The organism is Luteibacter sp. HAY1-4A (assembly GCF_056755355.1).
The window spans coordinates 71,375-86,020 of the sequence record NZ_JBNDHZ010000008.1; the positions used below are offsets into that span (position 1 = coordinate 71,375).

Genomic DNA, 14,646 nt, shown 5'->3' on the forward strand with positions numbered 1-14,646 from the left:
GCCCACCTGGCCCTTCGTCATCGTCCGCAGCATGCGGCGTATGTTGCCCACCGGCCGTTTCAGCTGGCTTTCCCGGCAGCGGCGTCAGTTCTCGGGAACGTGCCGTAATTTCTGGCGGACCTGCCGCGTTGCGTTGGCGGCTACCGCAGCGGCTACGCCTGGGGCGGGGCGGCCGCGGGGAAATGCAGCTCCACGCGCAGGCCGCCGGCGTCCGCGTGCAGGAAGGCCACGCGCGCGCCGTGGCGCTCGGCGATGCTCTCGACGATGGCGAGGCCCAGGCCGGTGCCGTTCTCATCCACGCCGGGCACGCGGAAGAATCGCTCGCCAAGTTGCCCGAGGAACGCGTCGTCGACCCCGGGGCCATCGTCTTCCACGGCCAGCACGACGTCGTTCTCGCCGCGAGTGAGCGACACCGTCACCAGATGGCCGCGCCCTGCATAGTGGAAGGCGTTGTCCACGAGGTTGTCGATCGCTTCCTGTACCTGCAGCGCGTCGCCGCGGATGAAGCAGGGTTCTTCCGCCCCCTCGTAACCGAGGTCGACGCCCGCCGCGAGCGCCTGGTGCACCCGCATCGCGACGGCTTCGGGCACCACGGACGCAAGGTCGATCTCGGCCATGCCGTCGCGGTCCGGAAGGTCCGGCGATTGCGTGCGGGTGAGGGCGAGCAGCTGCGCCGAGGTACGGGCCGCGCGGGCGGCCAGGCGTTGCACGTGATCCATGGCGTCGGCGCGTTGCGCGGGATCGGTGGTGTCCGCCAGGCGCTCCACATGCAGCCGGATACCCGCCAGTGGCGTGCGCAGCTGATGCGCGGCATCGGCGATGAAGCGCTCCTGCAGGCCCAGCATGTTGCGCATGCGGGCGAACAGGTCGTCGATGGTGCGGGTAAGCGGAAGGATCTCCACCGGCACGTCTTCCTCGCCGATGGGCCCCAGGTCGTGTTCGCGCCTTGCCAGGCGCGACGTCAACGGTTCCAGCACGCGCAGGCCATGGCTCACGCCCAGCCACACGAGGAAGAGCACGGCGACGATGAGCAGCGCCTGCATCGGCAGGGTAAGCAGCAGTATCTCCCGTGCGCGGGCATGCCGGTCGCGCAGGTTTTCCGCCACGGTGATCGTGAGCACGTCGTCCGGGTCGTGGCGGCTGGGCACCCGCATGGTCGCCGCACGCAGAGGCCGATGGCCCAGCTCCGTGTCGTAGAGCCGCGGCGGGGCATCCACGGCGACCGAGGGCCCTTGCAGCATCGCATTGCTGATCACCCTGCCGTGGCGATCGCTGGTCACGGTGTAGTAGTTGCGCCCGTTGGGGTCGTATTCGAGGAGGAACCGCGCCTGCTCGGTCAGTTCGCCGCGCAGCGCGTCGCTGCCGATCATTTCCGAAAGCGTCAGCGCATTGTCCGAGAGGGTGGCATCGTGCACCCGGTTGGAATACGCCAGGGCCAGGAAGTAGCCGATGACCGCGTCCAGGAGGAGCACCCCTAGTACCGGCACCAGCAGGAAGGTAAGCAACCGCCGCCGCAGGCTCGGGCGTGACGGCCGCCGCGCCGCCGCGTGGCGGCGATCAGGCATCCGCGCTTTCTTCGAGGAGGTAGCCGAGGCCGCGGATGGTGCGCACGCTGGTTCCCGAGCCTTGCAGCTTCTTGCGCAGCCGGTGCAGGGCGATGTCCAGCCCGTTGTCGGTCAGGTCTTCGTCCCAGTTGCACAGCGCCTCGACCAGCTGGGTGCGGCTGGTGACCTTGTCGGCCCGCAGGGCAAGCGCTTCCACCAGGCCGAACTCGCGGGCGGTGAGGTCCAGCGCCGTGTCGCCGATCCAGGCGCGGTGTCCGGGAATGTCCAGGCGCAACCGCCCGATACGAAATTCGGGGGTGCCCTGGCTCGTGCGTCGACGGAGCAGGGCTCGCACACGGGCATCGAATTCGGCGAGCGCAAAGGGCTTCACGAGATAGTCGTCGGCGCCGAGGTCGAGCACGCGTACGCGCTCCTTCAGGCCTTCCCGCGCTGTGACCACAAGGACCGGCAGCCCCGACCCGCGCTTGCGTGTTCGTTGCAGGACCTCGCTGCCGTCGAGCAGCGGCAGGCCCAGGTCGAGCACGAGCAGGTCGTAATCGTGGTCCCGGAGGGCGTGGTCGGCGCTGGCGCCGTCGGTCACGTGATCGACGGCATGCCCGCCTTGTTCGAGCGATGCTCGTACTGCCGCGCCGATGGCGGCGTCGTCTTCGGCCAGAAGGATGCGCATGAGGGCCAAGGATACGCTCCGGATAGGAATTCGCGCATCCTGTCGCGGCAGGCTTTCAAGCCGCTTTCCCGAGACGGGCGCGGCGCGTAACACTCAATTGCGAACGATTCCCATTTGATTTAGCATGGCTCGCTGCGATCATGGCTATCCAGGGGCTTCCGAACACATGCGCGACACCGTCGACCGGCAACGCCGCGCGTTCTGGCTCAAGCACCTGCATCGCTGGCATTGGATCAGTTCGGCCGTGTCGCTGGTCGCGCTGCTGCTCTTCTCGGTCACGGGCTTCACGCTCAACCATGCCGCGGGCATCGAAGCCTCGCCGAAGGTATCGCGCCACGTAGCGACGCTTTCCGCGCCGCTGGTACGCCAGTTGGCCGATCCGGGAGCGAAGTCCGCGCCGGTTCCGGCTGGCGTGGCCGCTTTCGTGCGCACCGAAACCGGCGCGCCCATCGAAGGACGCGCCGGCGACTGGAGCGACGACGAGGTGTACGTGTCGCTCCCGAGGCCGGGCGGGGATGCATGGGTCAGCATCGATCGCGAGACGGGCGACGTGCAGTACGAGGTCACCGACCGCGGCTGGCTCGCCTGGCTCAACGACCTGCACAAGGGCCGCAACACCGGCCAGGTGTGGAGCGCCTTCATCGATGTGTTCGCGCTGGCCTGCCTCGTCTTCGCGGTGACCGGCCTTGTGCTGCTCAAGATGCACGCCGCCCAGCGCGGAATGACCTGGCCCATGGTTGCCCTCGGCTTCGTGCTGCCGGTCGTCATCGCCCTCGTGTTCATCCATTGAAGGAATCGTCATGCGCCGCGTCTTGATCCTCGCCCTCTGCACCTGTTGCGCCGCTCCCGCCGTCGCGGCAGACATGAACATCACCGTGGAGATACCGGCGCTGAAGGTGGCGGAGTATCACCGGCCCTATGTCGCGGTATGGATCGAGCGTGAAGACCACAGCGTCGCCGCGAACCTCGCCGTCTGGTACGAGATGAAGAAGGCCGACGGCGAAGGCACGAAGTGGTTGAAGGACATGCGCCAATGGTGGCGGCGCAGCGGCCGCGACCAGACCATGCCGATCGACGGCGTATCCGGCGCCACGCGTCCCGCCGGCCAGCATCGCCTGCGCTTCGCCGATGGCAAGCCTCCCTTGGGCACGCTTGCGCCGGGGCATTACGAACTGGTGGTGGAGGCCGCACGTGAAGTCGGCGGCCGCGAAGCCCAGCGCATTCCGTTCGACTGGCCGGCGAAGGCGCCCGTGCACCTGTCCGCCAAGGGCAGCGAAGAACTCGGCCAGATCGATCTCGACCTCAACCCGTGACCGGAGTCATTCCGATGAAGCACACGCTCGTCCGCGCCGCGTTCTGCGCCGCTCTCGTCCTGCCGTTCGCGGCACAGGCCCACAAGATGTGGATGGTGCCCAGTGCCACGGTGATCTCCGGCGACGACGCCTGGGTGACCGTGGATGCCGCCATATCCAACGACCTCTACTACCCCGATCACTTTCCCGCGAAGCTCGACCAGCTGGTGATCACGGCGCCCGACGGCTCGAGCGTGAAAGCGGAAAACGCCGCCACCGGAAAGTACCGCAGCACCTTCGACGTGCCCGTTCCGCAGAAGGGCACCTATCGTCTCGCGCTCGTGAACCAGGGCATGTTCGCAAGCTACGAGATGGACGGCCAGAAGAAGCGCTGGCGCGGAACACCGGCCGAGTTCAAGGCGGCGATTCCCGCCGGCGCCAAGAACGTGGAAGTGGGCGAAGTGGCGTCGCGGGTGGAAACCTTCGTCACCCAGGGCTCGCCCAGCGATGGCGCGCTGAAACCCGTCGGCAAGGGGTTGGAGTTGGTGCCGGTCAGCCAGCCGAACGACCTGGTGGCGGGCGAGAAGGCCACTTTCCAGCTCCTGCTGGATGGCAAGCCCGCGGCGAACCTGAAGGTCGTGGCGATCAACGGCGCCACGCGCTATCGCAACGCGCAGGACGAGATGGACACCACCACCGACAAGGACGGCAAGTTCAGCTTCACCTGGCCTGCTGCCGGTATGTACTGGGTGAACGCTTCCACCGAAGACCAGCGCACCTCGGTGAAGGAAGCGAAGAACCGCCGGCTCGCCTACACGGCGACGCTGGAAGTGCTGCCGCAGTAAGCCTGTGCATTACGGCCTGGATACTCTGTGGGAGCCGCTTCAGCGGCGATCCCGCGGCAGCGGGCACGCTCGCCACGAGCCTCCGTTGCCGCTGAAGCGGCTCGCACACGGAGTCTTCGTGCTGCTGCTCGTGTGCCTTGCCGGCGCGGCAACCGCCAACGACGTACGCCGCTTCGAAGGCGAAACGATGGGCACGACGTGGTCGGTGAATGCCGTGCTGCCCGACGGCACGAATGCGCGCTCGATCGAGCGCGGCATCCAGGCCGAGGTCGATCGCGTAGTGGCGCAGATGAGCACCTACGACGACGATTCGGACCTCACCCGCTTCAATCGCGCACCGGCAGGGACGTGGCAGGCGCTGCCTCCCGAAATGTTCACCGTGCTGCGCTACGCGCTGCAACTGGCAAAAGAGTCGGGCGGGGCATACGACCCGACCGTCGGTCCGCTGGTGAACCTCTGGGGTTTCGGCCCCGGCCAGGTCTCCGCAGGCAAGCCGTCTTCGCACGACCCTGTCCATCCGTACGCCCCACTTGATGCGGCCGCCATCACAGCGGCGCGGAAACGCGTCGGCTGGCAGAAGATCCGGCTGGATGAAGCACATCGCCGCGCTTTCCAACCCGGCGGCGTCTACGTCGATCTCTCGGCCGTCGCGAAAGGTTTCGGTGTCGACCAGGTGGCGCGTTTCCTCGATCGCTCGGGCGTAAAGGCCTACCTCGTGGAAGTGGGCGGCGAACTCCGGGCGCATGGCCGCAAGCCCGATGGATCGCCCTGGCACGTCGGCATAGAGCGTCCCGGTGCCGCCGCCGGTGCCGTCGACGATCCCGATGAAGTGGGCCGCGTGCTTTCCCTGGACGACAAGTCCGTCGCCACTTCGGGCGACTACCGTCACTTCTTCGAGAGCGGCGGGAGGTTTTTCTCGCACCACATCGATCCGCGCACAGGCTATCCCGTCACCCACCGCGTGGCTTCCGTGAGCGTCGTCGCGAACGACTGCATGCATGCCGATCCGCTGGGCACCACCCTGACCGTGCTCGGGCCGGAGGAGGGCATGGCGTTTGCAAAACGGCATGGCATCGCGGCGCTGTTCATCCTGCATGGTGACGACGGCCGTTTCGTGGAGCGCATGTCGCCGGCGTTCGCCGCGCTGGTCGCGCCGTGATCGCCACGGAGCTGCCGCGCCTCGCCCTCGCCGGCGGCCTCGTGCTCGCATGGGTGGCTTTTACCGTCGCATGTGCGCGTCGTGGGGCGCGCAAGGAAGGCGACGCGGCGGGCGGCATCCTCGTCGTGCATGCCTCGCAGACGGGGTTCGCCACCGAACTCGCGGATCGTACGGCGGAGGCGCTGCGCGCGGGTGGCGTCGCCGTCGACGTGCGCGGCATCGACCAGGTCGGACAGGGTGGCCTTGCCGCGGCGTCGCGCGTGCTGTTTGTCGCCAGCACGACGGGAGAGGGCGACGCTCCGGACATTGCGACGGCGTTCGACGGAAAGCTCATGCGTGAGCCCGCCACCTTGCATGGGCTCGCGTATGGCGTGCTCGCTCTGGGCGACCGCGAATACGACGACTTCTGCGGCTTCGGCCGACGCCTCGATGGCTGGCTACGCAGCAGCGGGGCGATGCCGCTGTTCGATCGCGTGGACGTGGACAACGGCGACGAAGGCAGTCTTCGCCATTGGCAGCATCATGTCGCCCAACTCGCCGGTCTTCCGGGCATGACCGACTGGTCACGACCGGCTTACCAGCCCTGGCGGCTCGTCGATCGGCAACTCCTGAATCCCGGCAGCTCCGGTGGGCCCTGCTACCACCTCGCACTTGTGCCCGAAGACGCCGCGAACCTTGCGTGGGAGGCCGGCGACATTGCTGAAATCGGACCACGCAGCGGCAGGGACGACGACGCGGTGCTGCCCCATCGCGAGTATTCGATCGCGTCGCTGCCTGACGACGGGGCGCTGCACCTCGTCGTCAGGCAGATGCGCCGCGCGGACGGCGAGTTGGGCCTCGGCTCCGGCTGGCTGACCGAACGTGCGCGGGTGGGGGACCTCGTCGACCTGCGCGTGCGCCGCAACGCCGGCTTCCACGCACCGACGGACGAGCGACCGCTGCTGCTCGTGGGTAATGGCACCGGCATCGCCGGGCTGCGCGCCTTGCTGAAGTCACGCATCGCTCGCGGTCACCATCGGAACTGGCTCGTGTTCGGCGAACGCCACGCCGCCGTCGACCGGCTCCACGTGGACGAACTGGAGCGTTGGCACGCTGCCGGGATCATTGAACGGCTCGATCTCGTATGGTCGCGCGAAAACCGCGGCACGCTTTATGTGCAGGACCGCCTGCGTGCCGTGGGCGTGGAAGTGCGGCGGTTTGTGGAACAGGGCGCGAGTGTGTACGTATGCGGCAGCCTCAAGGGCATGGCGCCCGGCGTCGATGCGGCTCTCAGGGAAGCCCTGGGCGATACGGCGGTCACCGAACTCGCCGCCACGGGGCGCTACCGCCGCGACGTGTACTGAGCCGCCGTGTTCGCCGTCAGACGACGGCCAGGCGTACCTTGCCGCCGCTCATCCCATCGAAGCGCAGCGCCGTCAGGTCGCGGATCCGTTCTACGTTTGCCGGCACTTCGCCCGAATGGTCGCCTGCGATGGCGACGACACGTGCACCGGCGGCGAGCCCCGCATCGATGCCGGCCTTCGCATCCTCGAACACCACGCAGTCGGTGGCGGCCACGCTCATGCGTGCCGCGCCCAGCAGGTAACCCTCCGGGTCCGGCTTGCCATTCCTTACCATTTCGCCGGCGACCATGCGTGGCGGCGGCGCGATACCCGCAGCGCGAAGCCGTGCTTCGGCCAGCGGGGTGTCGGCGGACGTGACGATGGTCCATGCGCCGGCGGGGAGGGCGGCGAGGAGTTCGACCGCGCCGGGAATCGGCACGATGCCCTCCACGTCTTCGAGCTCTTCGCGATACAGGCGTTCGTACTCGGCGTCGATGTCCATGCCTGGCTTGGCGAACATCTTCACCGAGTCAAGCATGCGTACCCCGTGCAGGCGGGGAAGGACGTAATGCCAATCGACGCCGTTCTCGTCGCACCAGCGTTTCCAGATCTTTTCCACGACGACTCGGGAATCGACCAGCGTTCCGTCCATATCGAAGAGCAGGGCCTTCGCTTCGACGACCGTGCCCGATTCGAGTTGCATGCTGCCTCCGGTATCGTGAAGTACGCCGCGCGGGCGCGAAGCTCTCCACGATACCGGGTTACCGCCGATCTGTAATGTTCGTAGCGCTCAGCGCGCGCTTTCCACCGCGTGGTTGCGTATCGCCTCGTCCATGATCGCCCGTACCTCGTCGTTCGCCCTGCGGTCGGCGTCGGCTTCGCGCCGGGACTGTGCCACGTGAACCTGGCCGATGTCGGCGCGGCGCTTGTCGAGTTCGGCGATTTTTTTCGCGATTTCCGCCTGCTCACGTCCGATGGCGGCGTTCCCCGCGGCATACGCGGCGGGATCGCGGGAGCCGCTCGGGTCGGACTGCCGCGAAGCCAGTTCGGCCTGCTTCGCGGACAGTCGCGCCATCTGCTCGTTCAGCGTGGCCTGCTGGAGATCGATCTCGGCCTGCTTCTCGGCGCTCTGGCTGGCTTCCTCCGCCGGGATCCGGCTGCGCTCATAGGCGGCGCGGATGCGTTTGACGTAGGCCGGATCGCGCAGTACCCACGCCTTCCCGCCCTTGCTGAACCACGCATAGTCCCCGGGTCCCTGGCGCTCGCCCCTGGCGCGTTGGATGTCTTCGTCGCTGCCGTTGGATATGCGCGTGATGTGATCGCTGAAGAAGATGAAGGTCTGGTCGGACGGGCCGCCGGCCAGCGACGGTACGGGCGGCGTGAGCGGTGTGGGGGGCGTGGGCGGCGTTAACGGCGTGTGCGGCGTCGTCGGTGTGGTCGGCGTCGAAGGCATCGGCGCAGGCGAGAGTCGCGAGGCCATCGCCGGCGCTGGTGCCGCCGCGGGCGCCGCATTCGCTGCCCGGGCGGCAGGCTTCGCCGCCGCTGCGGGCATTGCGGGAGCCGCGGCCGTCGCGGGCTCGGGATGGGGAGCGGGGGTCGCTGCAACCTGCGCCGGCGCTTCGTCCGCACCGTCCGCGGCGACCACGCGCCAGGGAGTGACGCCGACGGCCGCGACGAGCACGACGAGGCAGGCAGTGAGCACGCGCGGCGGCGCGTTGGTAGCTTGTCCGAGCATGTCGATTCTCCGTTTCAGTGTCCGGAAGGTGGGCGACGCCCCGGGCAGGGCGTGGTGCGGGTGGGGAGCCACGCCGAGGCGCAGCAACAGACGTCCATACGTCCGTGGTGCCTGGCGGCCCCGCGATACCACCAGGGCGTCGCAGGCGGCTTCGCGGCATAGCGCGTACTCGCGCATGGCCAGGTGGACGAGGGGGTGGAAGAAAAACAAGGTGCGTGCCAGCACGGGTATCCAGCCGAGCACGAGGTCGCCCCGGCGCACATGGGCGAGTTCATGCATCAGCGCCATGTCGAGTTCCTCGTCGTCCAGCCGGTCTTCAAGGGGCAGGAGGATCGTGGGACGCCACAGGCCGATGACCTGGGGCGAATCGACCTCCGCGGACACCGCGAGTCGTGGCGACCGGCGCAGCCCCAGTTCGCGTGCCCTCCGTGCGCACAGCGTGTCGACGCGCACGTCGTCGTGCGGCATCGCACGACGCACCACGGCTGCGAGACGGCGGGCCCGCACGCCTGCCACGACCAGCTGGATCAGGATCGCCAGCACCCAGGCGGCGAGCACCAGCGTCGTCCAGGGCATCGTCGCTTCATGTGCCGCGGCGATGGCCGGCATGTCGGCCGTCGCGATGTCGAACGCGCCGGTAGTGACGTGCGTCTGTACGGCCGGTGCCGGCAGCAGCGGAAGCGCGACGGGCGCGGGCCAGGCGAGCCCCAGCACCAGTTGTGCGCCGAGCAGCCACCACAGCGCGGTACGCGCAGCGGCCGACAGGGACGGCAACAGGCGGCACGCGGCGTAGACGAGCGCGGCGAGGAGGACCGCCTGCACCGATGCATACGCAAGGCGGGAGAGCAGGGTGTCGAAAAGGGCGTCCATGTCAGCGCCCCTTGCGCCGTGACTGGAGCGTGCCGACCAGCGCTTCGAGCTCGGCCAGCTCTTCGTCGCTGACCTGTCCGCGTTCGGACATCCAGGCGACGAAGGGCGATACCGACCCTTGCAGGGTCTTCTCCACGAAGCGGGCCACCGCACCGGTCATGACCTCGGCGGCACCGTTGGTGGCGCTGTAACGGAAGCTGCCGTCGGTCCTGCGGCGGGTGAGGTACCCCTTCGCACGCAGCCTTTCCATCATGGTGAGCACGGTGGACCGCGCGAGACCGCGCGCTTCGCCGTAACCCGCGCACACTTCCGCCACGGAACTCTTCGGCGCTTCCTCGATGTACTGCAGGAGCGCGAGTTCCTGGTCGCCGATCGTCTTCTTGCTCATGCCACCCTCCTGACTACACTTGTAGGCAGCATGCGCCTGACGACAGGTGTAGTCAAGCGGGTCGTTCGACGGTATGGAAGCTTCGCAGGAGAGGCCCGAAATGCGCCGAAACAAAAAGGTCCTTCGCGGGAGTCGGGAGGCTGCCTGGGTATATCGGTTCATTCGCCAAGGCGAATGCGTGTGTCCAGCGGCTGGCGCCGCCGTTGGCTCGGATGGTGAGGCCAGAGCCTTCGGTGTCCACCCTCGCTGCTCAGACAGTCCTCCGCGTTCGAAAGGGAGGAGCCGCTTGCGCGGCCCGTGTACCTAATGGCCTACGGCCGCTCCCTTGTGCGGAACTCGCCTCGAGGGTGGACACCGAAGACTCTTTCCATGACAGAGGCGGCGTGTCCGGAGAGCATCACCGCCGGAGACAGAAGCCGCGGCTCGCGGGGACTCGTCTAGCCTCGTCAGCCGGTTGGGCCTTTCGTGACGCCGGACGCCTCCTTGTCCGGGCACCGTCGCACGCATCACACACCGCCAGTGCAGGCCACCGCATCGCACGCCGGCGGCTCTCCCACCACCCCACCGCACTGTCCGGAAGAGACCTTGCTGCCCACCCTCGAGGCGAGTTCCGCACAAGAGAGCGGCCGAAGGCCAATCAGGCACACGGGCCGCGCAAGCGGCCTTCCTTTTCGAACGCGGAGGACCTGTCTGAGCAGCGAGGGTGGGCAGCAAGGTCTCCCGCGAGACGCATCGGTGTATAGCGCTCTGGCGATACCAAGTCGCGCGAACGCCACGACAAGCCTGATCGAACCATCGACAATGTCGTCATCTCGAAGGCTGGCCTGGTCCCCGGTAATGCGTGAAGAACCAACAAAAAACCCCCGCCTTTCGGGCGGGGGTTTTCGGTACCTCCTGATCGCGGTGGATGCTCCACCGCGAGGGATCAGGCGGCGGCGTCCTTCAGCTTCTTCAGCGGACGGACCTTGACCTTGACCGAAGCGGGCTTGGCGGCGAACCAGCGCTCTTCGCCCGTGAACGGGTCCTTGCCCTTGCGCTTCGGCTTGGCCGCGACGGCGACCGAGGTGATCTTGAGCAGGCCGGGCAGCGTGAACGTGCCGGCGCCCTTCTTGTGAACCGACGCGGAGATCGCGCCTTCGAGCGAGGCCAGTACGGCCTTCACGCTCTTGCTGTCCACGCCGCTCTGCTCGACGATGTGCGAGACGAGCGAGGACTTCGACAGCGGATCCTTGATGGGCTTGAGGGCGGCCGGCGCCTTCGTTGCCTTGGCGGGAGCCTTGGCAGCCTTCTTCGCCGCCGATTTGGTGGTCTTGGCCATGGTTATCCTTGTCACTTTGATCGAATGAGGCGGCCTTACCGGCCGATGCCCAGCGGGCGACTCACTCTAGCGTTGCTTTCGTCCGCTGAAAATAGGGTCCGCGAAGTTTTTTCGCATTTATGAGCCCTTTTTTTCAGGGTTCACGTGACGCAATGCAGAAAAACCGCTCAGATGCCCGCGTACCACTCGTAACCGTTGTCTTCCCAGTACCCGCCGTTCCCCTCGCCGATGTCCGCGAAACTGGCGACCAGTTCGATCCGGCGAAGGTACTTGGCATGCTTGTAGCCAAGCTGACGCTCCACGCGCAACCGCAGCGGCGCCCCGTTGGCCACGGGCAAGGGCTCGCCATTGAGGGTGTAGGCAAGGAGGGTCTGCGGATGCCGGGCCTCGTCGAGGTCGACGCTCTCGTAGTACGGGGTGTCTTCGTCGTAGTTGTCGAAGCAATGGAAGACGACGTACCGGGCCGCGTCCGTCGGCCCCACGCGATCGAGCACGGCGGCAAGCGGTGTGCCCGTCCATTTGCCGATGGCGCTCCAGCCTTCCACGCAATCGTGGCGGGTGATCTGGGTGCGCGTGCCGAGCGCCTTGAGTTCGTCGATCGACAGCCTCGCCGGCCGTGCCACGAGCCCGTCCACTTCCAGGCGGTAGTCGGCGAATCCGCCGCGCAGCAGTGCCTGATAGAGCGATGTGTCCGGCATGGTGGTGCCGTTGGGCTTGAACACGGGCGAGATGTCCGCTTCCGCGTATTCCTTCGCGAGCGCGCGCGACGGCGAGAGGAACCGCTGGACCCGCCGCGTGACGGCTTCCGCGGATTCGAGGACCTTCGTACCGCTCTCGCTTTCGGAAATGCGGTCGCAGCCAGACAGCGCGGCGCCGCCGAGGGCCAGCAGGGTGTTGCGCAGGAAGTGGCGGCGGTCAGTCATGGCGAGCCGTCTCCTTGTCATTGCCGTGGATGCGATACCAGCCGGTAATCATGCCGCGCAACTGGTTGAGGGGGCCGCTGACCAACACCTCGAAGACGTGCACCAGCACGAAAGCGACGAAGGCGGTGGCGATGATGAAGTGGATGGTCCGGGCCGACTGGCGTCCGCCGACGAGGTCGACCAGCCAATGCAGCACGGCGTCCATGCGGGGCGACATGGCGATGCCCATCAGCACGATGCCGCCGCCGAAGACGAAGATGGCGACGAGGTAGGCGAGGCGCTGCAGCACGTTGTAGCGGGCCGCTTCGTCACCCTGCGGATGGCGGAAGCGCAGGTGGTCGACGATCGAGCGGCCCATGCCGCGCCAGTCGTTTCGCGTCGGCACGAGGTCTCGTGCGAGGTGCCGGCTGAAAAGCGACCAGCCCACGTAGGCGATGCCGTTGGCGACGAACAGCCAGGCGAAGAAGAAGTGCCAGCGGCGGCCCATGGCAAGCCAGGCGGGACCCGGGATGGTGGCCCAGGCGGGGAAGCCGCGCGACCGCCATTGCCCGTTCACCTTCGAGGCGCCGAGCACACCGGTGGTATCGAACGCGTGGCTGCCGATGTGCGTGGTGCCGCGCGGGTTCCCCTGCGCGTCGACGCCGCCTTGCAGCGAAAGCACCGCGGTGCCCGGATCGGAGCGCTGGCCCCAGTACAGCGAGGGGTGCGCGTTGAAGATCTGCAGGCCGCTGCCGAGCAGCACAAAAAGGCACACCACGTTGATCCAGTGCATCACGCGCACGGGCCAGCGGTGCCGATAGACGAGGCGTGTATTGGGCATGGGAACTCCCGGTGGGCGACCTGGAGTATGACCGTGCCAGCGGGCAATTTCTTGCAGCCCACCCTCAGGCGCGGGACATTGCCTCGCCGCCATGGCGGCTCCTACAGCGGGCTGGTCCCTGCTGGGTCGTCCAGCCATCCGGCCGCGACGGCGCGGCGGAGGTCGGCTTCGTCGTCCAGATCGGCGCCGAGTTCGTCGGCGCGGATGCTGCGCGGCGCCAGGTCGTGCCAGAGGTGGCGGAAGCCGGCGTCCCCTTCCAGTTCCATCCCGCGCGACAGGGTCGACGCGCGGAGAACCACCGGGACGCCCAGTGAGTCGCCGTAGCGGGTGACCGTGTCGCGGTCGTCTTCGTGCAGATCGATCAAGGCAAGGAGGTGGTGCGCCTCGAGTGCCGGCTGATCTACCACGGTGACGAGCGCCGGCCGCTCACGGCCGGCCAGTTCTCCGGCCGCAAGCCGCAAACTCGACGCCATGCCGGTGGTCCAGAGTTCGTTCACCAGCACCTGCACGTCCAGGGTGCCCAGCGCGGACGTGACTTCGTTGCCATGCGCACCCACCACCACGATCGTCCGTTCCGGCCGCGTGGCCAGCACCATCCGGGCGACCCGCGCGATCAGCGCTTCGCCCTGGCGGGCGAGCAACTGCTTGGGGCGCCCGAGCCGGCGGCTGCCGCCGGCCGCGAGGATCACCGCGTCATGGTTTGTGTTCATCCCTCGCGCGCACGATCGCGCTGGCAGACTTCGGCGAGGATCGACAAGGCGATGCCGTGCGGCGTCTGTGCGCCGATCGGCAGGCCTGCCGGCAGGCGCAGGCGCTCGAATGCCTGTTCGGGGATGCCGTCGTCGCGCAGGCGCTGCATCCGCGCGTCGATCTTGTGCCGGCTGCCAAGCACGCCCACCGCAAAAGCCTGCGACGCCAGCGCGTGCGAGGCGACGGCGTGGTCCACATGGGCGTCGTGGCTGAGCGAATAGACGGCCGTGCGATCGTCGAGGGCGAGATCGGCAAGCGCCACCCGCAGCGAGCGGGCGTCGTAGCCGGCGAGCGTGGCGCCGACAGGAGGCGAAGCCGGGCCGTGTGGTCGAAGCAGTACCACTTCCACGCCGAGGAGCGGCGCGAGGCGAGCCACTGCCAGCGTGACCGGATCGCCGCCGGCCACCACCAGGCGCAGCGGCGGGCGATGGACGACGGCGTACGCGCCATCGTTAACGGAGCAGACGCCGTCGCGAATATCCCAGTCCCCCGTGGCGGCTTCCGAGAGCACCGTAACGGTGCGCCGCTCCCGGCGTGCCACGCCGAGGGCGTGGACGTACGACGTCGCTTCGCGAAGCTCGCGCACGAAGATGCCGATGCGTCCGCCGCAGCTGAGTTGGATGTCGAGCACGTCGCTGCCGACCCCGTAGTCCAGCAGGCGAGGGCGGCGTTCCGCCAGCGCCATCGAGGCTTCGGCGGCCACGGCGGCTTCCACGCATCCGCCAGAGACATAACCGGCGACGGCGCCGTCGGCCGCGATCGCCATCTCGCTGCCCAGCGGCCGCGGCGAGGGGCCTTGCACGCTGACCAGGGTGGCCAACGCCACGCGCCCCCGGTGCGCAAATTCCCGCAGCGACGGCAGCAGGTCTTCCACGAGGGCGTAGTCGGGCCAGACGGGCCAGGGGGCGGTGGTTGATGTGTCCAAGGCACTCATGGCCGAAGTCTGGCACGATTGCGCCAGAAGGGGCGTGACACGGCCGAAACACCCGTCT

At 67.9% G+C, this 14,646-nt stretch carries 15 protein-coding genes; 5 read left to right on the forward strand and 10 right to left on the reverse strand.

The genetic code is table 11. The features are described from left to right. Positions 1-152: 152 nt before the first annotated feature. Complete coding sequence (locus ACPYOD_RS04130) at positions 153-1,565, reverse strand: sensor histidine kinase N-terminal domain-containing protein (RefSeq protein ID WP_481300462.1); 1,413 nt, start codon at positions 1,563-1,565, stop codon at positions 153-155. Beyond that, on the reverse strand, positions 1,558-2,232 hold the full coding sequence (locus tag ACPYOD_RS04135; RefSeq protein WP_481300493.1) for a response regulator: 675 nt from the start codon (positions 2,230-2,232) through the stop codon (positions 1,558-1,560). Before ACPYOD_RS04135 ends, ACPYOD_RS04130 begins: the two co-directional genes overlap by 8 nt. A 166-nt stretch (positions 2,233-2,398) precedes the next feature. On the opposite strand from ACPYOD_RS04135, the gene ACPYOD_RS04140 reads away from it, so the two are divergent. From ACPYOD_RS04140 to ACPYOD_RS04160, 5 genes are all read left to right on the forward strand, one after another. Beyond that, on the forward strand, positions 2,399-3,022 hold the full coding sequence (locus ACPYOD_RS04140) for a PepSY-associated TM helix domain-containing protein (protein WP_481300463.1): 624 nt from the start codon (positions 2,399-2,401) through the stop codon (positions 3,020-3,022). Between the two features lie 10 nt (positions 3,023-3,032). Next, on the forward strand, positions 3,033-3,545 hold the full coding sequence (locus ACPYOD_RS04145) for a DUF2271 domain-containing protein (protein ID WP_481300464.1): 513 nt from the start codon (positions 3,033-3,035) through the stop codon (positions 3,543-3,545). 14 nt (positions 3,546-3,559) lie between these two features. Next, positions 3,560-4,369, forward strand: coding sequence for a DUF4198 domain-containing protein (locus ACPYOD_RS04150; RefSeq protein WP_481300465.1), 810 nt, complete (start codon positions 3,560-3,562; stop codon positions 4,367-4,369). A 118-nt stretch (positions 4,370-4,487) separates the two neighbouring features. After that, entirely contained in the window at positions 4,488-5,528 is a 1,041-nt protein-coding gene (locus ACPYOD_RS04155; RefSeq protein ID WP_481300466.1) for an FAD:protein FMN transferase, read from the forward strand. Continuing rightward, on the forward strand, positions 5,525-6,871 hold the full coding sequence (locus ACPYOD_RS04160) for a sulfite reductase subunit alpha (RefSeq protein WP_481300467.1): 1,347 nt from the start codon (positions 5,525-5,527) through the stop codon (positions 6,869-6,871). The genes ACPYOD_RS04155 and ACPYOD_RS04160 overlap by 4 nt, the downstream gene beginning before the upstream one ends. 16 nt (positions 6,872-6,887) lie before the next feature. On the opposite strand, the gene ACPYOD_RS04165 is transcribed toward ACPYOD_RS04160, so the two are convergent. From ACPYOD_RS04165 to ACPYOD_RS04200, 8 genes are all read right to left on the reverse strand, one after another. Next, positions 6,888-7,553, reverse strand: a complete 666-nt coding sequence (locus ACPYOD_RS04165) for an HAD-IA family hydrolase (RefSeq protein ID WP_481300468.1) — start codon at positions 7,551-7,553, stop codon at positions 6,888-6,890. A gap of 87 nt (positions 7,554-7,640) precedes the next feature. Continuing rightward, positions 7,641-9,455 (reverse strand): M56 family metallopeptidase, encoded by a 1,815-nt coding sequence (locus ACPYOD_RS04170; RefSeq protein ID WP_481300469.1) that lies wholly within the window; start codon positions 9,453-9,455, stop codon positions 7,641-7,643. Between the two features lies 1 nt (position 9,456). Next, positions 9,457-9,843, reverse strand: a complete 387-nt coding sequence (locus ACPYOD_RS04175; protein ID WP_481300470.1) for a BlaI/MecI/CopY family transcriptional regulator — start codon at positions 9,841-9,843, stop codon at positions 9,457-9,459. Positions 9,844-10,768: 925 nt separating this feature from the next. Beyond that, on the reverse strand, positions 10,769-11,161 hold the full coding sequence (locus ACPYOD_RS04180; protein WP_413625629.1) for an HU family DNA-binding protein: 393 nt from the start codon (positions 11,159-11,161) through the stop codon (positions 10,769-10,771). Positions 11,162-11,328: 167 nt separating this feature from the next. Continuing rightward, the gene (locus ACPYOD_RS04185; protein WP_481300471.1) at positions 11,329-12,084 is read right to left on the reverse strand and encodes a molybdopterin-binding protein; all 756 of its coding nucleotides are present in this window, start codon (positions 12,082-12,084) and stop codon (positions 11,329-11,331) included. Next, complete coding sequence (locus ACPYOD_RS04190) at positions 12,077-12,904, reverse strand: cytochrome b/b6 domain-containing protein (protein ID WP_481300472.1); 828 nt, start codon at positions 12,902-12,904, stop codon at positions 12,077-12,079. The genes ACPYOD_RS04185 and ACPYOD_RS04190 overlap by 8 nt, the downstream gene beginning before the upstream one ends. A 101-nt stretch (positions 12,905-13,005) precedes the next feature. After that, positions 13,006-13,614 (reverse strand): nucleotidyltransferase family protein, encoded by a 609-nt coding sequence (locus ACPYOD_RS04195; RefSeq protein ID WP_481300473.1) that lies wholly within the window; start codon positions 13,612-13,614, stop codon positions 13,006-13,008. Further along, entirely contained in the window at positions 13,611-14,588 is a 978-nt protein-coding gene (locus ACPYOD_RS04200; protein ID WP_481300474.1) for an XdhC family protein, read from the reverse strand. Before ACPYOD_RS04200 ends, ACPYOD_RS04195 begins: the two co-directional genes overlap by 4 nt. Positions 14,589-14,646: the final 58 nt, after the last annotated feature.